This window comes from Vibrio fortis, assembly GCF_000695685.1.
Classification (GTDB): Bacteria; Pseudomonadota; Gammaproteobacteria; order Enterobacterales; family Vibrionaceae; genus Vibrio; species Vibrio fortis_A.
The window spans coordinates 291,025-314,474 of the sequence record NZ_JFFR01000002.1; the positions used below are offsets into that span (position 1 = coordinate 291,025).

Below are 23,450 nucleotides of genomic sequence, written 5' to 3' on the forward strand. Positions count from 1 at the left end.
TTTTATAAAACCGCGTACAAACGTTTGCTAATTTGAGCACCTTACTTTTAATTCAATGAGATAGATTCGAAACTTATACGACCAGATAAATAGCCTACATTTTGCGCATCTTTTGTTACAAAAATTCAACAAAGTAAATTTTTATACATTTTTCTTGCATAAAAAGTCCAAATGAATAGAATAACCAACAAATGACAATTAATGCAGTATTTTGGCATGAGTATTCAAGTAAAGAGCATCAACAAATCGTACGGCGACATCCAAGTTCTTCACGATATTTCGTTCAATTGCGAAAGCGGTGAAACACTGGTTTTACTTGGCCCAAGTGGCGCAGGTAAAAGCTCGTTGCTTCGTGTATTAAACCTGTTGGAAATTGCGGACGATGGCCAACTAGAGATCGCTAGTGAGTCGTTTGATTTTTCAAGCTCAATCCCAGAGAAACAGGGTCTGCAACTTCGACGTAAAGTTGGAATGGTTTTCCAACAATACAACCTTTGGCCACACATGACGGTGATTGAAAACCTGATTGAAGCGCCAGTCAAAGTTGCAGGAATGGACAAGCAAGAGGCGATTGCTCAAGCGAAGAAAGTATTAGAAACACTGCAACTAGCTGACAAAGCCGACGCATGGCCGTTAAAACTTTCAGGTGGTCAACAACAACGTGTCGCGATTGCACGTGCCTTGATGATGAAGCCAGACGTACTGCTGTTTGATGAACCAACTGCAGCGCTCGACCCTGAAATCACCAACCAAGTTGTCAGCATTATTAAAGAGTTAAGCGGAACTGGCATCACTCAAGTAGTAGTCACGCATGAAGTCGACTTTGCGAAAAAGATTGCTAGCCATGTTCTCTACCTAGAAAAAGGGTACATCGTAGAGCACGGTACGAGCGATGCGTTTATCAATCCTCAGACACCTGAGTTTGCTGAATATCTTACTCACTAAATCTACCCCAAAAGCCAGATTTAGCTAAAACACAACATAGATTAAAACAATCCAATTATAAGAATGGCCACAGGCCGCTATTACACAGTATTCGGAGTAACAACATGAAAAAGATTCTACTAGCTTCACTTATCGGCCTTGCTTCTTTCAACGCAGCAGCACAACAAGAGATCAAATTCGCAATGGAAGCGACTTACGCACCATTCGAGTTCATGGATGAAAATAACCAAATCCAAGGTTTCGACGTTGATCTGGCCAATGCGCTTTGTGAAGAGATGCAAGCGAAATGTACATTCCACAATCAAGCATTTGATAGCCTAATCCCTGCTCTTAAATTCAAACGTTACGACGCGGCGATCTCTGCAATGGATATTACTGAAGCTCGTCTAAAGCAAGTGAACTTCTCTAACGCATACTACGACAACTCTGCAGCATTCATTTCAATTGAAGGTAAAGTTGCTGACCAAGCAGCACTTGAAGGCAAGCGTGTCGGTGTTCAAAACGGTTCAACACACCAAAGTTACCTGCTAGAGCAGATGACGGGCGTAACTGCAGTACCTTACTCAAGCTACCAAGATGCATTCATCGACATGAAAAACGGTCGTATCGATTCAGTATTTGGTGACACAGCGGTTGTGGCTGAATGGTTTAAAAAGCAAGACAACCTAACGTACGTTGGTGATCAAGTAACGAACCAAGAGTACTTCGGTAATGGCTTTGGTATCGCAGTAAACAAGAGTAACCAAGAGCTAGTTGACCAACTAAACGTAGCGCTAGCAGCAGTGAAAGCGAACGGCGAATACGACGAAATCTTCAACAAGTACTTCGGTAAGTAATATGGAATTAACGGGTTACTCTCTAGGGCTCGTCGAAGCAAGCTGGATGACCATTCAGCTTGCATTTGTCAGCCTATTAGTCGGATTAGTTTTAGCAGTACTGTTTGCAAGTGGAGAGATGTCTCGACGTATCGCAATTAAATGGCCAACCACAGCGTTTGTAACCATGGTTCGTGGTTTACCAGAGATCTTAGTGGTGTTGTTTATCTACTTTGGCTCGACTCAAGTGCTGTTTATGATCACTGGCGATTTCGTTGAGGTGAGCCCGTTTTTATCTGGTGTTGTTGCACTGTCACTTATTTTTGCATCGTACGCTTCACAGACTTTGCGTGGTGCATTAAAAGCCGTTAGCAAAGGACAAAGAGAAGCAGCAAGCGCACTGGGTATTCCTCAATCGCACGCTTTCTTCAAGATTGTTCTTCCGCAAGCGGTAAGACACGCACTTCCAGGTTTAACCAACCAGTGGCTGGTTCTTCTTAAAGATACGGCATTGGTATCGTTAATTGGTGTGACCGATTTATTAAAACAAGCACAGCTAACTTCAGCGGCAACACACGAAGCATTTACATGGTACGCAACCGCAGCAGCGATTTACTTAGTGATCACCTTGGTGACGCAAAGAGCAGTAAAAGTGATTGACGCGAAATACTCAATCCAAGGTTTAGGCGCGAAAGGAGCGATGGCATGAATGAACAGTACTTCTCTCAAATGCTTGAAGGCCTAGTGACCAGTATTCAACTGACGGGCGCGTCACTGCTTGTTGGCTGTATCTTGTCGCTATTGATGACCGTTACTTTGGTGTTAAGGCTGCCAGCTATCCATTGGCTAACTCGTGGCATCATCACCTTATTTACTGGTACGCCTCTTTTAGTTCAAATTTTCTTGGTGTATTACGGCCCGGGTCAATTTGATTGGATTCGTGAAAGCTTTATGTGGACTTGGCTAAGTCAGCCATGGTTCTGTGCAATGTTGGCTCTCGCTCTGAACACTGCGGCGTACAGCACACTGCTATTTAAGGGCGCATTCAACGCGATTCCAGCAGGGCAATGGGAAGCTTGTAGAGCGCTAGGTATGGACAAAGTGGCAACGCTTAAAGTGCTACTTCCTTATGCACTGCGCCGCGCGGTTCCAGCTTACTCAAACGAAGTGATTTTGGTATTCAAAGGCACGTCACTCGCGAGCACCATTACCATCATGGACTTAATGGGCTACGCACAGCGTATCAACGGCCAAACTTACGACACACTAACTGTGTTCGGCATCGCAGGCGCATTCTACCTAGCAGTAAACGGACTACTAACGCTAATTTTCCGCCAAGTAGAGAAGAAAGCCCTCGCGTTCGAAGCTGCTTAACACGGCTCACTACAATAGATACCAATTCTTAAGCCCGCGATCCTGAGAAGGATTACGGGCTTTTTTGTACCTGTGTTTCTCTATAAATACTGGTGACGATATATCATTCAACTGGCTATCTCTTAGAGCGTTTCCTTACCAAAATAATCCACATTTTGTGACCAAGTCAAAAGATGGGTAATTTAAGTTACTGAAAATAATCGAGGTATGATGGTATTGTGTTATCCATATGAAACAGGTAATTCAGTTTATGGGACTTGCCCCAAGGTTCGTCAGTTAGCATAACTATATCGTAGGGAAAATACGTGAAACGAGATATGGATTTAATTCGAAAATTAGTCTTGTTCATAGAAGAAAAAGAAGATGATCATCCGATAATAAAAGCACCTTTTGAAGGTTATTCGAATCTACAGCTTGAAGAGCATTATCATCTTTTATTTGAGGCTGGTTTAGTGAGATGCGAAACCATTTGTTCAAATTCTACGCCAAGTCGAGTCGTTAAAGTAATCCCATTTTCATTGACTTGGGAGGGGCACGAATTTGCGGATGCGGTTAGGAATGAAACAATTTGGGAAAAAGCAAAGGAGAAGATAATTTCACAAGTAGGTGGTCTTCCATTTGATGTACTTAAAGGCGTATTAATTGGTATGTGTAGAGAGGTTGTCCAAGGCAGCCAATAATTTCTATCAATCATAATAAAAGAAATCTTTGAAGGTTAAGATGATATGTCCAAATTTGTTAGGGAATTACATGAGCAATATGAGCTTTGGGTCAACTATTTGAACTACACGATGGCTCCATGGATATTCGCATTAGCTGTTGGATGTTTCCTTGGTGACTCACCTCGATGGCTCACGTTCTTATGTATCGCGTTTATTTGCCTTTGGGGGTACCAGAACCCTCAATATCCACCGAGTTTGATTCGGCTTAGGAAAAATAGACAAATTAACACGAATGCAGACTATTTATATCGCGGTTTTGTGTCAAAAAATATGAGCCTTTTTGCGGTCGTTAAAAATATGCACTTGTTTTTTGTTGCCGTATTATTTTTGGGACTCGTTTTTAGTGGAGTAACAAAGTCTACGGTAGGTTTCTAATAAATTAGGTTTGAGTTTAATTTTTCTCGATATATCTAATATTGTTCAGGCGAAGTGACTTCGATGTAGCAGTTTGAGTCATAATAACCAAGTGTCTGTGTCACATCAGAGGAGGTTTTAGGCTTATGGATAAATTCAAAATGCTTCAGATGTTGGGAGCGGGAGATTTTCAGCATCTCAACGGATCATTAGAAGCACATTTGAAAGGAACTGAAGAAATCCTGAGAAGTTGGGGCAGTAGTGAACTACTTCAAACCGCTGGTTTATTTCATGCCGCTTACGGCACCGCGGGTTTCGATGAAAATATGGTCTCGTTAAACCAACGCCAAGAGATAGCTCGTGTTATCGGTATCGATGAAGAGGCTTTGGTTTATTTATACTGCTCTTGCGATAGAGATTATGTTTTTCCACAATTTGGCAAAGTGTCAAATGTCCAATTTAAAGACAGATTTACGGAAACTACCTTTCAACTTGAACCTAAGACAGCGAGGCTATTTTGTGAACTGACCGTCGCCAATGAGCTCGAGCTTGTATATGGCAGTGATGATTTTAAATCGAAATACGGTGCTGAGTTGTTGGAATTGTTCCAGGGTATGGATAGTTACTTAAGCGTTGAAGCTAGAAAAGCATATAAGTCATCTTTGTCGAGTTTTGCATAAGGATAATTACATGGAAGTAGTAGAAGCGAGTATTGGTTTAGCGCCATTGATGGAAAGTTATGCCAAGGAGTGCTCTGAATCGGGAATTCCCAGATACCAAGGTGTAGAAAAGGATCCAGAAGGACACCTTTCAGACATCATCAAGCGTGAAAAAGACACTACTGGATTGCCAGAAGGATATCTACTTAGTAAGACGTATTACTGTGTATCAGATAGTCAAATCTTGGGTGCGATTCGAGTCAGACAAGGTACCAATGATTATGTAGAAAACGTAATTGGGCATATTGGCTACGAAACAAGGCCTACAGCTCGAGGAAAAGGAGTGGCTCCGTTTCTATTGGCGTGGGTTCGAGACAACGCCATCACGGAGTCGGCTATAGTCACGTGCTCGGTTAATAATCCAGCCTCTCAAAAAGTCATTGAGAAGTGTGGTGGCGAATATCTTGGCAGTTACACTGACGAAACGGAAGGGATGGTTAGACGCTATCGCTTAACACGAGCTGCCTCTATGGTGGAAAACTGATTCAAGACCCTTGGTATTTGGTTTTGAGTGGCGTATTACAACTACGACACAAAGGTAATCCAGTCAGCACCACTAGACTTAACTTCGAAGCCTGCAATTCAGAGATGGATTGCAGGCTTTTTTATGCTTGGTGACCTCGCGTGGTGAATCTAAAAGTGTAGAAACTTCATTTTGTGATTTGAACTTGCCTTTGTATTTATAAATTGCTGATATTTCATAAATAATAGTGATAAAGTTCACCTTGTATGCAACAGGTGTTTCTGCATGCAAAATCGATCCAGATAGTAAAAAGGCATTCTATCCAAGGAGGTATGGATGATAATCAAAAGAGATAATCAGCAATCATTACAAGATGGGAGCTTAGGTATATATGATGTAGCTGAACTCGTTGATAGCTTGAATTACCTCTCTTTTCCTCCTTCCTGTGACCCTATTGAGGATTTTGGTGACACACACCAAGGGGTGCTGGAGCAAATGTTAAAGATGCAGGAATCTGTCAATCAACTCCATGCCAAAGGCGAGTTCGAATCAGTCGTAAATGCACAAAATGAAGAATACAAAGAATTTTCAATGAGCGTTGACGGAGTAGAGATTGGTTTCCGTTTAATCAATGGCCAGATATCTAGCCGCTGCGATGTAGAAAAATACAAAAAGCAGCTTTTTGAAATGGCAGATACCCTGAATGCCACTCTTTACGACAGTGTAGGCACCAAGGTCAAAAAGCAGAAGAAAGGTATCTTAAGTTTCTTAGGCTTATAGATGTAACCACCATTGTCGGCGCTCGTTTTAGGCGAGAAAGCGAACAGCAGTGAATTTTAACGAGGAGAATTTCTAAGTGAGAGTGGAGCCACAGCTCGGTGACCTTGATGGAATAGCAACTAATCAGCCAAATGTTATCGTTCAGCACATTGAATATGTAACTCCTGAACAACAGAGGTTAAACATGCCTTTGGCTAGCCCAGGAAGACGCTATCTATGTCAAATGATAGATCTGATCATTACGTGGGTAATATTCTTGTTAGTGTTGTCTTTGTTTAATCTTGTAGGGGCGTCTAGGGACCACACTGATTTGGTCTCAATTTCGGTGGCAGCAATTTATCTCGTCTTTTCAGATTCGTTACCACGAGGACAAAGTCTCGGAAAAGTCATTTTAGGAATGTCGGTAATCGACAAGGATTCTGGTAACTATTGCTCCATATGGCAGTCTTTCGTTCGAAATGTCATGAATCCAATCATAGGTCCTATTGACGCGATATTTATCCTATCTAGAAAGCGTCAGAGAATCGGTGATTTAACAGCTAATACGATAGTCATTAGAAGATAACTATTATCAGGAGTCTTATCGCCAATTTGGCCTTGTATTCAAATTTTCCCAATCCATTTACAAGCTTTTTACGAACCCTTGTGGTGTCACAAATTGATGATGAATTTGGTCGTAGATGGTGTAAAAAGTTGGTATCGACGCTAGCAAAATCCTAATGTAGTGGCGAATTTTGAAGTGTTTTTGTTTTGTATCAAGCATCTGAATGAACGTCTGCTAGAACATATATTACGTTTATCCTTAGTCTTGTTTTGATGCTTATGAAACGCTTCAAACTACTCATTTATCGATATAGTTATACCGCTTTAGGTCACTATCAAATAGGTTGAAACATGGATATAAAGGCAAAAATGCACAGCCAAGAGGTTTACTACTGTGATGACGTCGATCTGGTTGCCGAGCAAACACAGTGCTTAGAGGTGCTTTACGATTTTAATCACACTCGCCCGAGTGAAGGCGACAAGCGACAACAGATTATGAAGCAACTGTTCGCGGAAGTAGGGATGGATTGTTACATCGAACCGCCACTGCACGCGAACTGGGGGCGCCACACGCATCTCGGCAACAATGTATACGCGAATTTCAACCTAACGCTTGTGGATGACACAGACATATTTATAGGTGACAACGTGATGATTGCACCTAATGTAACCATTGCAGCAGGCACACATCCGATTAGCCCTGAACTGAGGCTCAAAGCTGCACAGTTCAATGTTCCAGTTCGCATCTGCAATAACGTATGGCTTGGCGCACACACGGTTGTATTACCAGGTGTAACTATTGGTGAGAATTCAGTGATTGGCGCTGGCAGTATCGTAACAAAAGATATTCCAGCTAATGTTGTCGCGGTAGGTAATCCTTGTAGAGTGCTACGAGAAATCAATGAAGATGATCGTGAGTACTACTATCAAGGTCGTCGTATTCCTGAAGAATTAAAGTAGAGCAAAGAAACAAAGATGCGGCTGGCGTTATCTCACTAAAGCCGTATTTTTGCTATAAAAATGAATCAATACATATGGCACTTGTTTGGATTTTAAGTCATGGATTAGTCCCCCACACAAGATAATAGATGGAGGCAACGTTGAAAGATTACAAAGTATACCTGTTCGACATGGATGGAACATTGGTTAACTCAGAACCGTTGAAAGGTAAGGCGCTTGCGATGGCATGCGCTGATTATGGATCGATCGTGGACCACAATATCTATAAAGATGTGATGGGCGAAAGCTGGCAGGTGGTCACAGGGCACTTCTTTCATCATGCCCAAATTTCACCGGAGTTAACGGAATTTAATCGCTACTTTCGAGCGCACTATGAAGAGTTACTTAGAGTCAGCCTTGAATTGAATTCTGGAGCAAAAGAGTACGTAGAGGCGTTGAAGAAATCAGGTAAAACCTGCGGCGTCGTGAGCTCAGCAGCTACTTGGATGGTGGAGAATATTTTGGCGTCGTTGGAGTTAGAGAATCTTTTTGATCTAGTGATTACCCAAGAACATGTTACCAAGCATAAACCAGATCCTGAAGCCTATGTTCTTGCACTTGGAAAACTTAATGCCTCGCCAGAGCAGACCGTTGTGTTTGAAGATTCAAATGCAGGTGTTCTTGCAGGCAAAGCCAGTGGCTGCGATGTTATCGCTATTGAGCATGACTTTAATGGCAAGAACGATCTTAGTGGTGCTATCGCCAATATCCAATCATACGATGAGTTACATGAACAGTTGATGGTACTGAGTTAGTTGGAATCTTGTAACGCAAGGCGTTTACCTAACGGCGAACTGGATAGCACAATGATTTACTCAAAATCAGAGCCTTAGAAAAATACCGCCTAATGTTAGGCGGTATTTTTTTGAGTTGCGATTAATTGTTGGCTGCGAGTTCAAGAGTATTAATAGTTGATTGACTTTCTACCTTTGGTTTATCCGTCACGACTTTCCAATCACCACCAAGTGACTTATAAACAGCAATCGCGGTGTTGGCCGTTTGTAGTTTGGCGGCGACTTGTCTGTCTTGCATCATCTTCTGTTGGCGCTGCGCGTCGAGCACGGCTAGGTAGTCAACAAGTCCTGCTTTGTAGAGCGACTTCGCTTTACTTACCGCTTTATCAACGGCGAGAGTTGCTTCGTCAATACGTTGCTGATTTTGCTGGCTTCTTCCATAAGCAAACAGCGTTGAATCTACCTCTACAAATGCGCTATCAACGGCATGTTGATAGTTCAATGCGGCTGATTTAAATCGTGCTTCATTCATCTCTACCAGTGCTTCACCGCGTCCACCATCGAATACATTCCAACTTACCCCAACTGATGCCGCCCAGCCAATGGAGTCGCTGCTAAACAGGTCATCAAACCTTCCAGCGGTAACGCCTGGCGTGCCGGTAAGGAAGAACTTTGGATAGCGGTTAGCGATACTTGCACCAAGCTCTTCGTTAATTGCTGCCATCTCGCGCTCGGCAATTTGAATATCTGGACGTCGCGTCAACAAATCAGATGGAAGCCCGGTAGGGATAACACCTTTAAGTCTTGGTAAGGTGAAGTAGCCTTGCAGTTGAATTTCTAGTTCGGTTAGGGAGGTGCCTAAAAGAACGGCCATTCTCTGCTTGTGGACCTGTTCAGCGATCTCAAGTTGAGGCGTGATGGACTGTGTCGCTGCGAGCATCGCTTTAGCCTGTGCCAAATCGAGCTCTGAACCATAGCCACTGCGAACAACTTTCTCGACTAAGTCTCGGGTCTGTTTTTGATCTTCGATGTTCTCTAAAGCGATTGCTTTACGTTCTTGGGCACCTCGATATTGCAGGTAATTATGAATAAGATCGGCTGTCAGCAGAGTATTTAAGCCTGATTGCAGTATCTCGGCTTGTTCGACTCGAATCGCTGCCGCTTCTGCTTGGCGGTCTATTTGTCCGAAGAGATCCGCTTCCCATGCGATGCTGGCACCAAGAAAACCACCATCATGTTGCGCCTCAAGCAGTGACATGCCCGTAGCAGACTCGACGGCATCTGATGCACCAAACACAGGGCCTAGCAGTGAGTCGTTCTCACTAAGCTGATAGTTGTAATAACCCGCACCGATGTTAACGGTCGGTACTTTGAATGACTCCACTACACTCTTGTATGAGTTAGCCATTTTGATACGCTCAGCGGCCACTTTAAGCGTGGTGTTGTCGCTTTGTAGCTGAGTAACCAGTTGGTTTAAAACTGGATCATTCAGTTGTAGCCACCAGTGTGGTTGCGTTACTTGTTGGCTATCTTCTGAATAGAGATACGTTTCAGCCATCGTAGTTTGTGGCGCTTGATAATCTGGACCGACTGCACAACCAGCCAACAACAAAGAGAGCGCGACTGGTGCTAGATTCCATGGTTTTTGTGAAATGAAAGACATCATGGCGCTCCTTATTGCTTAGCTTCAGAAAGAGATGCGTTTTCTTGTGAGAAAGAGCAAGTCTCTTGAGTTCGATAAAAGATCTTGTACAGCGCTGGCATTACAAACAGTGACAGTACAGTTGCCGCAGCTAGCCCACCAATGATCGTCGCCGCCATCTGGTCAAACAGTAAGTCTGTAAGTAGCGGAATCATGCCGAGTGCGGTAGTTAATGCACCCATAGAAATTGCCATAGTGCGATTTACGGTTGCTTCTTTAATGGAATCCGATAGCGAACGACCGTTACTGCGCTCTAGCTCAATTTGGTCCATAAGTACGATGCCATTTTTGATGATCATACCGGTTAGAGTGACCGCACCAATCAATGCCATGAAACCAAAGGGCTTATCCAGTAGCAGTAAGCTAAAGGTTGCACCTGTTGCCGCCAAGGGAAGGGTGGTTAGAATAATCACCGGTTGTTTGAAACCGTTAAACATGGCCACCAAGATGATCACCATCAGCAACATCGCTTTTGGAAGCTGTTTTAGAATGTCGCTAACCGCTTTGTGTTCATCGTAGTATTCGCCACCCCACTCAAGCTGGTAACCTACTGGCAATTCAATGGCTTCAATTTGTGCTTTAACGTCATTTCTCACTGCCGCTGGCGTTGTGTATCGGCCAACACCTGCTTGCGCTGTAATAGTTTTAACGCGGTCTCTACGCCAGATCATGGTCTCTTCACTGGTCATCTCAAAACCATCAATCACCTGACCAAGTGGCACGCTGTGTAGGCCGAGTAGGGAATTGACGGGTAAAGTTTCAAGCGACTCTAGTGAGCGCTCGACGCCACGAACTTGGATTGTCACCAACTCATCATTGAGATTCATACGGCCAATCGGCATACCCTCTGAAGCACGCTTAAGGGCGAACGCAATGTCTGCGCGGTTGATACCTGCTTGACGGCTTTTTTCTTGATTGATGATAGGCTGTAGCACCTTGCTCTGTTGTCGCCAATCATCACGTACATACTTGGTATCTGGATGAGCTTCCAATATCACTTTAGCTTGGTTTGACAGCTCGTGTAGTACTGCGATATCAGGTCCAGAAAAACGCGCCTCGACGCTAAACTTGTCTGATGTTGCTAGCTTCAAACCGCGAAATCTTGGGTCTGCCTCTGGGAAGGTTTGAGCTAGCCATTTGTCGCCACGAGCGATGAGTGAACTTAGCGACTCGTAGTCTGTTGCGTTTATCAGAATCTGGCCGTAAGCCGGATCAAACGGTTCTGGTTCAATCGTTACTGAGAATCGAGGAGCACCAGCGCCGACATAGGTAGAGAGATCGACGACTTCTGGTTGCTCTAGTAACCAAGACTCGACTTTCTTCATATCGTCTGAAGTCTGCTCAACCTTCGCGCCATTCGGTAGCCAGTAGTCTAGGAACAGAATAGGGCGATCGGCTTGTGGGATGAAGTTGATAGCGATTTGAGGAATTGCTAGTGCAGTCACTGCGATCAATGGCAGTAATGCACTGAGAGCCTTGAATGGATTATCTACCGTCCAGTTGACGCTCTTGCGATACAAGCTCTCTTTGGTTTGCTCTTTTTGTCGGCTCGGCTTAATGAACATCCAACACATAAGAGCAGTGAAAGTCATAGCTACAAACCAAGATAATAGCAAAGACGATGCAATGATAAGGAACACCGAGCCCGCAAACTCAGCCGCATCCGTCTTTGAGAAAATAACGGGGCTAGCACCTATAATTGCGATGACTGTCGCACCAAGAAGTGGCGTGGCCGTCTCTTTAACTGAATCAATTGCCGCTTTCGTTCTATCAATGCCACGGTTGATTTTGACAATCATCATATCCGTAATAACGATTGCGTTATCAACCAGCATACCCAAGGCAAGAATGAAGGTACCGAGTGACACACGATGTAGATCGATACCCGCCAAGTTCATATAGATAAGAGTCAGCAAAATAGTAAGCAACAAACTAGAACCGACGATAATCGCACTCTTGATGCCCATGAAGATAGATAAGACGATAAATACAATCGCAACACTCTCTAATAGGTTGTTTACGAAGTTGTCGATCGATTTTTGAACCTCGTCAGGTTGGTTTGCTACCGTCGCTATTTCTACACCGAGAGGGAGTGAACTTTGGAAGTCAGACACGATTCTATTAATGTCACCGCCTAGCGATACAACGTTCACACCGGAAACAGGGCTCATCGCTAGCGTGACCGCTGGTACGCCGTTGTAGCGGTTTTCCGTCATTGCAGGTTCTTGATAACCCATAGTGATATCAGCAATGTCACCAAGGCGAATAAGGCCAGTACCTAACTCACTGATTCCGCCTTTTAGCATCAGGCTCTTGATGTCGTCTATGGAGCCAAATTCACTGGATTGTTCGATGCGGATTCTCTCATTAGAGGTCGCAAATCGTCCCGCATCGAAAGTGGTGTTTTGGGTATTAAGTTGATTCCATACTTGAGAAATTGACAAGCCATATTGCGCTAGACGCTCATCAGGAATATCAATGTACACAACGCGTGGTTGCACGCCATGAAGCTCGACTTTTTTAATTCCGTCGACGGTCTTAATGCGACGCTGTAGCTCTTCTGCGTATTGGCGTAGCTCGTTTGGTGTCGCATCTTGGCTGTAGATGGAAAACAGCATTCCGTAGACTTCAGAGAACTCATCTTGAACCACACTGATTTGTGCGGTTGAAGGGAGTAGAAGCTTCATGTCAGATACTTTACGTCTAAGTAGATCCCACTCCTGTGGGAGCGCTTCTGAGTTCAATGACTCTTTAAGATCGACAAACACCATCGACATTCCCGGACGTGAAAGCGAACGCAGTCGATTAAGCGTAGCCATTTCTTGCAGTTTAGTTTCAACGGTATCAGTGACTTGTTGCTCTACCTCTTCTGCTGAAGCGCCAGGGTACAGGGTAACAACAACCGCTGTTTTAACAGTAAAACTTGGGTCTTCAAGTTTACCGAGATCAAAATAAGAGTAGAGACCAGAGATCACACTGAGCGCAGTGAAAAAAAGCACAAAGGTGCGTTGTTTTATGGCGAAATCCGCTAAATTCATCACAGTTACCTACAGCTCTTTAACTTGGATTGATGGGAAGTGCTGACCTTCTTGAATGTATTGTGCACCACTCACCACCACGTAATCGCCTGCATTGAGTTGAGACTGAACACAAGCGTTCTGGTGGTTAAAAGAAACAACCGAAACAGGAACCGCGTGTGCAGTTTGATCCTTAATCGTGAATACGAGATCTTGTTGCAGTGGCTTTACAATCGCGGAGTAAGGTACACACAGAGTTGGTTGCGTAATGCCTAGGTCGGTAGTTAGTGTTACAGCTTTTCCTGGTAACAACTCTTGATTCAGTCCATCTAGTTGGTAGGTCACCGTGTAGGTCTGTTTGATAGGGTCAGGTAGCGTTGAAATCTCAGTGACTTGTCCTGCGACGGAGCGCGCTTCTCCATACCAAGAGATCGCAGCAGGTTGCTTGGGCTTGAACTGGTGAATCAGGTTCTCGGGTACATCGACTTCGACCTCTAACAAGTCAGGCTTATGCAGGGTAAATACTGAAATGCCCGGAAGAACTTGTTCATACTGATCAAAGTTAGACGTTGCGACCACGCCCGAGAATGGCGCGCGTAGTTGAGTGTATCGTAATGTATCTTTAGCACGGCGGATGTTTTGTTCAACCACTTTGACTGCTGCTTCGCTGCGTTCATAGCCACTGATTGCGCGATCGAGATTCACGTTAGCAATTGCGTCGTCAGCAATCGCTTGTTTTACGCGTGCCAGTTCGGCTTTCGCTAGTTTGTGAGCTGATTTAGCTTCTAATGCACGAGCTTGTAGCTCTTCGAGTGCCACTTGATAGTCATGCGGGTCAAGAGATGCGAGCGGTTGTCCTTTTTCGACATAGTCACCGGTTTTAACCAGTATTTTCTGAATGGTACCTGGGACACGAAACGCGACAGCGGCACTTTCTGCAGATTGTAGGGTACCCGTAAAGCGCTTAGCTGCCTGTTCGTTTGCAGTTTTCACTTTGATGACTTGTATTGGTCGTGGCTCTTTAGTTGGAGCTAAGGCCTGTGAATCATTGCAGCCGATTAAAGGTATTAAACATGCTGCGATGATGGAATGACGAAAAATAGTGTTCATGGATTGCTCCTATTAATATATAGGGCAATTCTATCTTTCTAATTTCGTTAGATAATCTGGGTTCAGTGTGAAACACTGTCACGCTAAATGAGACAATGCCTAGAGTTTAGGCAGTTCTTGTAATAGAAAGTCGACCAAAAGTTGAGAGGCGTGACTGAGCGCTTTCCGTTGTGGGTAGAGCAACCAAGCTTCTTCTTTTTGTAGTGTGTCGTTTGGAAATAGGTTTACTAGCGTCCCGTCTTTTATCTCTTGGCGTACTAGCAGTTCAGGTAAGAGCGCGATGCCACGATGACGAATCGCGCCTCCTTTCACAAACCCGATGCTATCACTAACGATTGAAGGTTCGACGGTTACATTAATGTTGGCGATGTCCCACTGTTGATCAATATCGCCAGTTGGCCAGCGGAAACAGACAAATGGATAATTGGATAGCTCTTGGACGGAAACGGGTTGACCTTCTTTAGCAATGAAGTCTGGGCTAGCAACAAACACTCTTTGTAGATCCATTAGCTTACGAGCCACAATATTTGCGTCGCTCAAGCGCCCTCCATGCATTGCAATGTCCAAACCTTGGCGATGCATATCGACAAAGCCGTTGTTGATGCTACGAATGTCGAGTTCCACTTCAGGGTACATGTCCTGAAAGCGAAATAGTGTTGATTGTAAGATGTCACTGGTTTCCGCCAACAAGCCTATCTTAATTTTACCGTGAGGCAGTTCTGAAAGGTTTGATGCCACATGATTGGCTTTCTCTAGTGCACCGAGCGCAATCAGCAATTCTTTGTAATAGAGCTCGCCAGATTGAGTAAGCGATAAACTGCGTGTGGTTCTTATGAAAAGTTGAATACCGAGAGATACTTCGAGGTCGCTGATTCGTCGGCTCACATTGCCTCTGGGGAGGTCTAACGCATTCGCTGCAGCAGTAAAGCTGCCGAGTTCAACAACAGTGGTAAACAGTTTTAGGTCTTCAATTTTCATTTGCAAAACGTGGGTAGTCTAAGTCGCTGATTAGGGTACACCGTTTATGTTTTGAGTTTTGTGAATAAAGTTCATAAATGTAGAAAGCCCAACGCAATGACACGTTGGGTTTTGACCTTTAATTTATGAGTTGTGAGTTCATCAAATCTTTTTGTTAACGACCACGACCATCCACCATAACAATGATGGTTTTACTGATAATGGATAGGTCGGCAATGATCCATGATTTCATAGAGCATAAGCTGAGTGCGTAGCTATGGTCGAAACCGACTTTACGTCTTACGTCTTCAATACAAGTGTCATAACCTTGGTTAACTTGAGCTAAGCCGGTGATCCCTGGCATCACGCCATAAGTGCGGTCTGCAAAGTATGGAATCTCAGTTTCAAGTTTGTTGTAGAAGGTAGGGCGCTCTGGGCGAGGGCCTATCAACGACATATCGCCTTTAATAACATTGAACAGCTGTGGCAGTTCATCAAGGCGGGTCTTTCTCAAAAAGCGACCGACAGGAGTAATACGAGGGTCATTCTTCGTTGCCCAAACGGCACCAGATCGTTGTTCAGCATCTTCGTACATACTGCGGAACTTAAGGATTTCAAAAATCTCCATCTTCTCTGGTGTCGATTTTCCTACACGTAGTTGGCGGTAGAATACGGGGCCTTTAGACGTCATCACAATCGCAAGAGCAATGATTGGGAAAACCGGAGAGAATAAGATAATCGCGAACATGGACGCAAAGAAGTCGAAGCTACGTTTAGCGCGAGAAATCTTGTTTTGATATAGAGTTTTCTGATGGTCTTGAGTAAACATAGTTGATCCTTAACGATTGGCTCGTGTCCAAGGGGTACTCTCTAATCCAATTAGGTAACGGATACCGCCTACAAAGTTGGCGTAGTGTCCTACCACAAGATAAGAAATTAACGAAAGAGGTTTGATACTCAGTTTCTTTGGTAATAAATACCCAACGATGCCGAGCGTATAAACAGCAATTTGAGCCCAGAATAAAAAGTTAAATAAAAAGTAATCACGTAGGAAGAATGAGCACACTAAGCTAACAATCATTAGGTACGGGGTAAGCAGTCTTAGCCCTTTACCTGAGAAGAAAGCAAACGCTATCCCTTTGAATTTTGGGCTGAACAAACTAAACAGCTCGATGGCTTGCTGCATGTTTCCCGCCGAGATTCGTAACCTTCTTTTGAAATCTGCTTTGGTATTGGTCTCTTCGAGCTCTAATGCCACCATGCGTGTTTCATATTCGGCAACATAACCCTGCTTGACTATTTGCATTGGCAGAATGAAGTCATCATTAATGGTGTTGCTAGGCAGTGGAGTAAATAGGCTTGTTCTAAATAAGTAGAAGGCACCGTGTGAACCTAAACTTGAGCCGAATGATGCTTCACGCTCTTTAACGGCTGTTTGGTACTTCCAATAAACATTTTCCCCCTGATTACCTGTTGGACAAAGTTGATAAGTCGCATTGACGACACCGACTTCTGGGTTCTTAAAATGTTCGCCCGCAATCAGTAACGCGTCTAATGAAATTAAAGCTGAGACGTCACTCATCGCGGTAATATCGCTGTCAACGTGTCGCATCTCGTCGTTAACAGTCGCAACTTTGCCACGATTAGTCTTGTGATCATGAATCTCAACATAGATATCAGAACAAATCGCTTCCTGAATTACCATTTGTGCATTTTCGACAGTTTTATCAGTACAGCCGTCACACGCAACAACCACTTTGAGTTTGTTCTTTGGATAGTCTAGAGAAGCTAGATTGCGAATCTTTTCTGCAATCCACGCTTCCTCATTATAAGCGGGGACTAAGATAGTGATGGTTGGTAGCGTACAGTCCTGCGCGTTTGCTTTATAAGCACGTTGGCTTTCGCTTACCGGCGTTTTGGGGTGTCGTTTAGCATACCAACGAAGCAGAATCGGATAACCTGCGTGGTGATATACAATAAGCATCCCGGCCACCAAGCATAATGTTGCGAGTACTATATCCATCATACGTAGCGCTCCTCTGACAACTTGTTGTAAGAGTCGACCATGTCGCTGATGTTGAAATGCTCAAGCACATAGCGGCGAGGGTTAGAAAAGTTCTCTAAAGAGTCGTTTTGTGAGGTCTTGAATAGCGAGTAAGCCAAATGAGGAACGTTATCTGCTTTTACTAAATGGCCAGTTACAGGGCAGAGCGTCTCTTTTACCGCTCCTACATCCATGGCAACCGTTGGAATATTGCAAGCTTGGGCTTCTAGAGCAGAGAGTGGCAATCCCTCTGAACGTGATGGAAGGCAAAATACATCCAGTGAATTGTAGAAAGAGACCATGTCTTCTACCAAACCAAGGAACATTACACGGTCTGACACTTTTAACTTTTTAGCGAGCTGTTCAAGAGCTTCTCTTTGTGAGCCGTCACCTGCAATCGCGATTTTAATACGCTTTGGAATCAGAGGCAGCGCCTTGATGAGTTGGTCTTGTCCTTTCACCTCTTCTAATCGGCCTGCACAGCCAACAATGAAGTCGTCTTCGCCAAGGTTAAACAGACGACGAGCTGCTACTTTGGAATTCGGGCGGAATTTTTCACAATCAATGCCGTTACGTATTGTTGTGATGTTTTTGTAGGAAAAGACTGAGCACAGTTGGTTATAAACTTTGGCTGCATCCGCGACTAGCATAGGTTTCGCGAATTGAAGAGCGATTGCTTGTAAACGTCTTCTCTTAGCATTTTTAAGGTGCCAAGCATCGTGCTCTGTATGGATTCGATAAGGAACACTACAAAGACGAGCTGCATAACCCGCATAAAGAAGAGGGCCGATATGGTGGGTGTGAACCACATCTGGCTTGATGCTGCTAAATGCCTTAATGAGAGAAAGCAGAACGTTAAATTGCACGCCTGGTTTCTTGTCTAGAAACACAATTTGAGAGCGGTACTGTTCTAGCTTTGGCCAGTTGTTAATTGAGGAGTCACGTTGTCCCTCTAAGCTCACGATCAATACTTGATCCTTTGGGTCTGCTAGACGAAGCAGATCGAGCGTTAATGTTTCCAGCCCACCGGGTGCGAGGTGCTGAACGACATGAATGATTTTCTTTCCTTGTGCTTTCATGTGGTACTCCGCTGTAATTATTGTTAGTAAGTGGGTAAACGGGGTTGCGAGATTTCCTATTATTCTCAGCTTTTATTTTGTGTTGCTATATACCTAGCAGGTCGCGTGCCAAGAAAATTATTAAATAAATACAATTATTTAAGTGTTATTGATTGGTTTTTGGCTCTTATTCTCAAATTGAAAATCAAAACGCTTATTGAGAAATGGCTTGGTGAGAAACTGATTGTTGAAAATTGAATAGAGATAGAAAGGAACAAAAAACCACCAGCTGAAGCTGGTGGTTTGGTTTAATTATTTATCAAGGAAGCTAGTTCATTTTAGGGATGACTGTAATCACAGGGATACCCAACACTTGTTCAACTTGAGCGCTTCCTTTCACTGATGAATCGAACAACTCGAATAGTATGGCTAAACCTATCCCGAACCCAATTCCTGCAATCAAACCCGCAATGACAAAGATGAACGAAGGCATGTTAGATGGGATACTCGGCGTATAGGGTAGATCTATGATTTTGACTCGTTTGTTTTGTTCAAAGACACCCAAAGAGCCGGTTAGCTGTGCCATTTCATAACGTTCAACTAGCTCATCATAGAGTTGGCGTTTGATCTGAACGTCACGTTGTAAGCGATACATCTCCTTCGCATTTTGGCCAAAATTGTTGGCCTTGTTTTCTAGCTCAAAGATCATTGTTTTTAAGCTCTTAGTCTCTTCTTTTAATGATTCAAAACGCGCCCGAACCAGTTGCAAGCTGTGTAACTGTGTCACCAACAAAGGCTGTAGTTCTGAGACGTCGTTAAAGGTGTTACTACTGGCAATATCCCAAAGCTGGTCACTGTTCATGTTAGGTTGCTTCATTTCAAGCAAGGTTTTACGTTCGCTCTCTAGTCTGTCTAGCTCACGTAACTTTGCTTGTACGGCACTGTGCTTGTTGGTGTACTTAGCTTGAAGTAAGGTAAGTTCACTACGAATATCGATAATTTGGTCTTCAATTTTACCAATCACAGGGTTAGTGCGTGAGAGTTGCTGGTCCATGGAACCTAGGCTTTTCTTAACACCAGCCATTTCCGCCTCCTTCTCAGATAGGCTCTGTTTGAGAGCCGCTAATCGGTTGAGGCTTTGGCTCTGAATCTCTGGAGTCGATTCGATATTATCGTTACGATAAAGCGCTAGTGCTTGCTCTGCATCGTCGAGTGCTTCACGACGTTTTTCAATATGAATAGCGAGAAAGTTACTCGAGTCTTCAATTGAGGAACGTTCAGGAGCAAGTAATTGAGCGATAAAATGCTCACTGACAGATTTGAGAGTTTCTTCCATTCTGTCAGGGGTATTGCTAGTTAGGCTGATTTTAAGAAAGTCTTTGCCTAACTGGGTAACCATTAGTCGTTGCGATAAATCATTAATGATCTGTTCTTGCTCGATACTCGACATGTTTGAGTCTATTAGCTCAAGATCTTCTGCCACTGAATAAAGAACATGACGACTATGCAGCAATGTTTTTAGAGCGTTGATACGATCTTTGAGCATGGTTGATACTGCGATGTCTTCTAGAAACGGGTTCATCTTAGCGGTTTCTTGAATCAGCATACTGGTGTGCGAGTCGTATTTTTTAGGTGTCAGATTTGCGACCAATAAACCCACAATCGGTAGTATCAGCATCGGAATGACAATCACATAGCGTTGTCGCCATGCGCCATAAAGTATCTGTAGTAATCGGGTTTTTAGATTATTCATAACGACTCCAAAATAGAGTTAACAATCTCACCGCGAGTTTCCCAACTGTCTTTTTCTACGACCGTTGGAGAAACAGAGCAGGATTGGCGAGCATGAGTCAAGGCTTGCGATGCCTGTTCAGCGTTATTCACGGTAGTCACATACTCTTGATAAGGCTTGAGTGCAGGAAAAGGGGTAGTCACAATCGGAGTTCCAGCTGCGAGATACTCCATGAGTTTTAATGGGCTGCAAGCTCTTATCTGTTCGTTGTCGACAAATGGTAACCAACTAACATCCCAGTGTTGTGAATAACTCGGCAACTGATGATGCGCTCTTGGGCCGAGATAAAACACGTTACTGAGTGCGGGCAGAGCAAGCTGCTCTAGCTCGTTAGGTCCAATGAAAACGAAGTCCCAGTCCGGACGTGCTAACGCCGTTTTCTCGATCAAATCGTAATCAAGCCATTGAGATAAACTGCCGTAAAAACCTGCGATTGGACGATGATGGCTCGGTAAATCTGTTGCGCGTTTCGCTGGATTAGAAAACAGAGCGAAATCGACACCGTGTGGTAATAAGTGGGTTTTTTCAGAAGGGAATTTATCCATTAGCTTCTGACTAGCTGCAAATATCACGTCGGCTTTTTCTATTAGAGCCTGTTCATGTCGAGCGACGCAGTTGTGATCAACGCCGGCGAGCGCCGAGAAGTCATCTCCGCAGTAATAGACGACATGGGCTTCTCCCAAATGACCGCACAAGTCAGCAGCAGTTGGTAGGGAAGTCCAAAGTACTGGTTTTTTCATTCCCAACTTCTTAATAGCAGGCTTTAGCTGAGCTAACATTAGCTCCTTAGCAAGCTTTCTAGCGACGAAAGAACGTGGCGCCGGTAAGGTCTTAAGATTAACCACAGTAATGTTGTCGAATGCTTGCTCGGGTAACATGTTTTGAGTTTGTGCGTTACTTCTTCCTACCAGTTTGTTAAGTGCGCGAGTAGTGTCTTTTAGGTTTAACTTTGGTTGTCTTAAACCTATCGAATTTACCCAAAGCACTTTATGTTGCTTCGCTAAGTGACGTACTAAGTGCTGCGTCGATGACGGTAATCCACCGAAGTCTTCCCCGAAAACAATCAAATCACGCATGACGGCCTCCGTTGTGTTCTTCAATATCGAACACAGTTGGCCCGCTTGGAATACTGCCAACGATGCGTGCTGGGTTGCCCGCAACAATTGAAAGTGGCGGAACGGATTTGGTCACCACACTTCCCGCAGCAACCACACTGCCTTCGCCGATGGTTACTCCACCTTTTACAGTGACATTGGTGCCCAGCCATACGTCTCGTTCAAGAATGATATCGCCAATCTGTTCCGGATCGTCGCCTTCACCTAGAGCACGACGCCTTGCATCAAGAGGGTGACCAGAATAACCAAACAGGAATGCGCCACTTGCGATACGCACATTGTCAGAAAGAACAACGCGGCGTCCAACCGCAATAGTCGATTGCCAACCGACATCAACGTTATCGCCAATTTCTAAGGAAGGTTGGCTACCATCAGCAGTCGGTTGGCTACAACCTGAAAATGTCGTGTGGCCTGAAATACGACACTCGTTACCTACGTTAATAGTGAGAGGGCCACTTACAAACGGTAAACCGCCATAAAGGTATAGATGTTTACCACAGCGATTTAGACGTCCTTTAAAAGCGGGTGTCCAATAGAAGAAGCGAGTAATGCCTGAAATGACACCAGAGACACTGCTGTGAAAGTGGTACAGGCACTTACTGGCAAATTTAGGCACTGGTAGCTCAGCATTGCGTATGTCTTTCAAAATGAAAAACAGATTACGAATATGAGAATTAGGATGAAACTTCAACCAAGTCTTAAATTGATGAACTGATACTGACGTCATTTTGAAATCTCCATTTCTTTTTTTAATGGAGTACTTTCATTATACGTGCCATTTAAATAATCTCTAATTTTCAGTAACTTAAAATTATTGATTATTTAATTTCTCATTTTGATATTCAGTTTGGGATATATGAGAAACACAAACCGTCAATGCAGAAAGGATATAAATAGGCCAATTGAAGCCTTGAGTTAGGAACGTACCAGACACAATTGTCCCAATAAGGCCGGCATAAACGGCGAACGCCGAAGAGTAGAGGATTGGGTTGACTGAATTACCATTGTCTTTGATTTGTTTTAGGGTTTTGCGCGCGGTGATGAGCAAAGAGCCAATCAAAATGATAAATACGATTAAACCAAGGAAGCCCGTTTCGGCCAGTACCCCAAACCAAGTACTGTGTACAGCATGGTTGAGGCCATCCCAGTGTGGGCTGTAGAAAAAGTAGTTCGAGTAAAAGTTGTTTAATCCGACCCCTGTTAGTGGATTATCGAGCGCCATTTTAAACGCTGCTTCCCAAGCGTAAAGCCGCCCCATAGCAGACGCATCGATACCAGCTTCTGCCGCACCGCCGGACGCTCGATCGGATATGCCAGCAGCGAAGTAGAGTCCAGCCGCTGCGATAGTGCCTAAGGTAATTAATGTGACCTTAGAGCGAATGATGCTCAAAGCGAAAATTCCGAGAACGGCAATAGAACCCAAAAGGCCACCACGGCTTTGTGTTGCGATAACTGCATAAAGAAGGATGATGCATGCAGCTGCTCCGATGAAACGGTGCTTTTTGGGGATGCCTTTCGTCGTTGCTTGGCTGATCGCAAAGGCCATAGGGAACATGAGAACCAGAGCGAGATCATTTGGGTCACCGAGCATTGAGCCAATGTCTCGGCCAATGGTGACACGAGTACCTTCAACAAGGCCAATTCCATTGATGGAGTTAGAGATGGCGATGATGCCAATTAAACAACCTGAAAAGATAATAATAGTTGATGTCTTAGCGAGTTTATCCATGCTGTTTACCAGCCAAACAATCGCGAGTGTCATCACCATGATCTTCCAGTAAATCCCTTTAAACTCTTGGATGGCAACTCCTCGGTTCGACGCAAAGACGATCCCAATCGTAACAAGTCCCCAAAAAAGTGCTAACCATGATAGTGAGCGGTGCCAGTAGGTCTTAAGTTCCTTGCTAATCAGCGTGTGCCACATTAAGGCAGATAGAGCACCGAGCGAGAGTAGTAAAGGTAATTTAAACGCGTAAAGCTGAGGAATGGCTTCATGGATGCGGAAAAATGAGAATACGACGAACAAAATCACCAACCAATAGGTTTTGCTGATAACAAACAGGGCACCTAATGGGATGAAGGCTAAGCAAATCGCTACGATTGGATGTGGGACTATATACCAAACGCCACCCATCAATAGACACAGCATAGATACTGTGACAATTGAAGGTAACTTGTGGGTAGCGTTAGTCATAATGAAAATCCTA

At 44.1% G+C, this 23,450-nt stretch carries 22 protein-coding genes; 11 read left to right on the forward strand and 11 right to left on the reverse strand.

The features are described from left to right. The first annotated feature begins 216 nt into the window (after positions 1-216). The 11 genes from artP (at position 217) to VFDL14_RS21215 (ending at position 8,469) form a co-directional block, all read left to right on the forward strand. Positions 217-945, forward strand: coding sequence for an arginine ABC transporter ATP-binding protein ArtP (artP, locus tag VFDL14_RS21265; protein WP_152549188.1), 729 nt, complete (start codon positions 217-219; stop codon positions 943-945). Positions 946-1,049: 104 nt separating this feature from the next. Beyond that, complete coding sequence (locus VFDL14_RS21260) at positions 1,050-1,781, forward strand: lysine/arginine/ornithine ABC transporter substrate-binding protein (RefSeq protein ID WP_032548971.1); 732 nt, start codon at positions 1,050-1,052, stop codon at positions 1,779-1,781. A gap of 1 nt (position 1,782) precedes the next feature. Next, the gene (artQ, locus tag VFDL14_RS21255; protein WP_032548972.1) at positions 1,783-2,469 is read left to right on the forward strand and encodes an arginine ABC transporter permease ArtQ; all 687 of its coding nucleotides are present in this window, start codon (positions 1,783-1,785) and stop codon (positions 2,467-2,469) included. Beyond that, positions 2,466-3,134, forward strand: a complete 669-nt coding sequence (artM, locus tag VFDL14_RS21250; RefSeq protein ID WP_032548973.1) for an arginine ABC transporter permease ArtM — start codon at positions 2,466-2,468, stop codon at positions 3,132-3,134. The genes artQ and artM overlap by 4 nt, the downstream gene beginning before the upstream one ends. Before the next feature lie 305 nt (positions 3,135-3,439). Beyond that, positions 3,440-3,814, forward strand: coding sequence for a DUF2513 domain-containing protein (locus VFDL14_RS0122870; RefSeq protein ID WP_050487294.1), 375 nt, complete (start codon positions 3,440-3,442; stop codon positions 3,812-3,814). Between the two features lie 542 nt (positions 3,815-4,356). Beyond that, positions 4,357-4,890, forward strand: coding sequence for a DUF6817 domain-containing protein (locus VFDL14_RS21240; RefSeq protein ID WP_032548975.1), 534 nt, complete (start codon positions 4,357-4,359; stop codon positions 4,888-4,890). Between the two features lie 10 nt (positions 4,891-4,900). Continuing rightward, entirely contained in the window at positions 4,901-5,413 is a 513-nt protein-coding gene (locus VFDL14_RS21235; RefSeq protein ID WP_032548977.1) for a GNAT family N-acetyltransferase, read from the forward strand. Positions 5,414-5,728: 315 nt separating this feature from the next. Further along, entirely contained in the window at positions 5,729-6,172 is a 444-nt protein-coding gene (locus VFDL14_RS21230) for a hypothetical protein (RefSeq protein WP_032548978.1), read from the forward strand. A 184-nt stretch (positions 6,173-6,356) separates the two neighbouring features. Then, the gene (locus tag VFDL14_RS21225; protein WP_032549700.1) at positions 6,357-6,737 is read left to right on the forward strand and encodes an RDD family protein; all 381 of its coding nucleotides are present in this window, start codon (positions 6,357-6,359) and stop codon (positions 6,735-6,737) included. Between the two features lie 329 nt (positions 6,738-7,066). Next, entirely contained in the window at positions 7,067-7,675 is a 609-nt protein-coding gene (locus VFDL14_RS21220) for a sugar O-acetyltransferase (protein WP_152549189.1), read from the forward strand. A 128-nt stretch (positions 7,676-7,803) separates the two neighbouring features. Continuing rightward, on the forward strand, positions 7,804-8,469 hold the full coding sequence (locus tag VFDL14_RS21215; RefSeq protein WP_032548980.1) for an HAD family hydrolase: 666 nt from the start codon (positions 7,804-7,806) through the stop codon (positions 8,467-8,469). 121 nt (positions 8,470-8,590) lie between these two features. Here VFDL14_RS21215 and VFDL14_RS21210 read toward each other — a convergent pair whose 3' ends face one another. The 11 genes from VFDL14_RS21210 to VFDL14_RS21160 form a co-directional block, all read right to left on the reverse strand. Then, positions 8,591-10,111, reverse strand: a complete 1,521-nt coding sequence (locus VFDL14_RS21210) for an efflux transporter outer membrane subunit (RefSeq protein ID WP_032548981.1) — start codon at positions 10,109-10,111, stop codon at positions 8,591-8,593. Between the two features lie 11 nt (positions 10,112-10,122). Then, positions 10,123-13,188, reverse strand: a complete 3,066-nt coding sequence (locus tag VFDL14_RS21205) for an efflux RND transporter permease subunit (RefSeq protein WP_050487295.1) — start codon at positions 13,186-13,188, stop codon at positions 10,123-10,125. A 9-nt stretch (positions 13,189-13,197) separates the two neighbouring features. Next, positions 13,198-14,277, reverse strand: a complete 1,080-nt coding sequence (locus VFDL14_RS21200) for an efflux RND transporter periplasmic adaptor subunit (RefSeq protein WP_032548984.1) — start codon at positions 14,275-14,277, stop codon at positions 13,198-13,200. A 99-nt stretch (positions 14,278-14,376) separates the two neighbouring features. After that, a complete protein-coding gene (locus VFDL14_RS21195; protein WP_032548985.1) occupies positions 14,377-15,255 on the reverse strand; it encodes a LysR family transcriptional regulator in 879 nt (292 codons plus the stop codon). A gap of 154 nt (positions 15,256-15,409) precedes the next feature. After that, positions 15,410-16,063: a sugar transferase gene (locus VFDL14_RS21190; RefSeq protein ID WP_050487297.1), complete on the reverse strand. Its 654-nt coding sequence runs from the start codon at positions 16,061-16,063 to the stop codon at positions 15,410-15,412. 9 nt (positions 16,064-16,072) lie between these two features. Beyond that, the gene (locus VFDL14_RS21185) at positions 16,073-17,260 is read right to left on the reverse strand and encodes a glycosyltransferase family 2 protein (protein WP_032548986.1); all 1,188 of its coding nucleotides are present in this window, start codon (positions 17,258-17,260) and stop codon (positions 16,073-16,075) included. Beyond that, positions 17,257-18,357: a glycosyltransferase gene (locus VFDL14_RS21180; RefSeq protein ID WP_032548987.1), complete on the reverse strand. Its 1,101-nt coding sequence runs from the start codon at positions 18,355-18,357 to the stop codon at positions 17,257-17,259. Before VFDL14_RS21180 ends, VFDL14_RS21185 begins: the two co-directional genes overlap by 4 nt. A gap of 307 nt (positions 18,358-18,664) precedes the next feature. Beyond that, a complete protein-coding gene (locus tag VFDL14_RS21175; protein WP_032548988.1) occupies positions 18,665-20,089 on the reverse strand; it encodes a GumC family protein in 1,425 nt (474 codons plus the stop codon). Next, on the reverse strand, positions 20,086-21,204 hold the full coding sequence (locus VFDL14_RS21170; RefSeq protein ID WP_032548989.1) for a glycosyltransferase: 1,119 nt from the start codon (positions 21,202-21,204) through the stop codon (positions 20,086-20,088). Before VFDL14_RS21170 ends, VFDL14_RS21175 begins: the two co-directional genes overlap by 4 nt. Beyond that, positions 21,197-21,970, reverse strand: a complete 774-nt coding sequence (locus VFDL14_RS21165) for an acyltransferase (RefSeq protein WP_032548991.1) — start codon at positions 21,968-21,970, stop codon at positions 21,197-21,199. Before VFDL14_RS21165 ends, VFDL14_RS21170 begins: the two co-directional genes overlap by 8 nt. 84 nt (positions 21,971-22,054) lie before the next feature. After that, positions 22,055-23,437, reverse strand: coding sequence for an O-antigen ligase family protein (locus VFDL14_RS21160; protein WP_032548992.1), 1,383 nt, complete (start codon positions 23,435-23,437; stop codon positions 22,055-22,057). Positions 23,438-23,450: the final 13 nt, after the last annotated feature.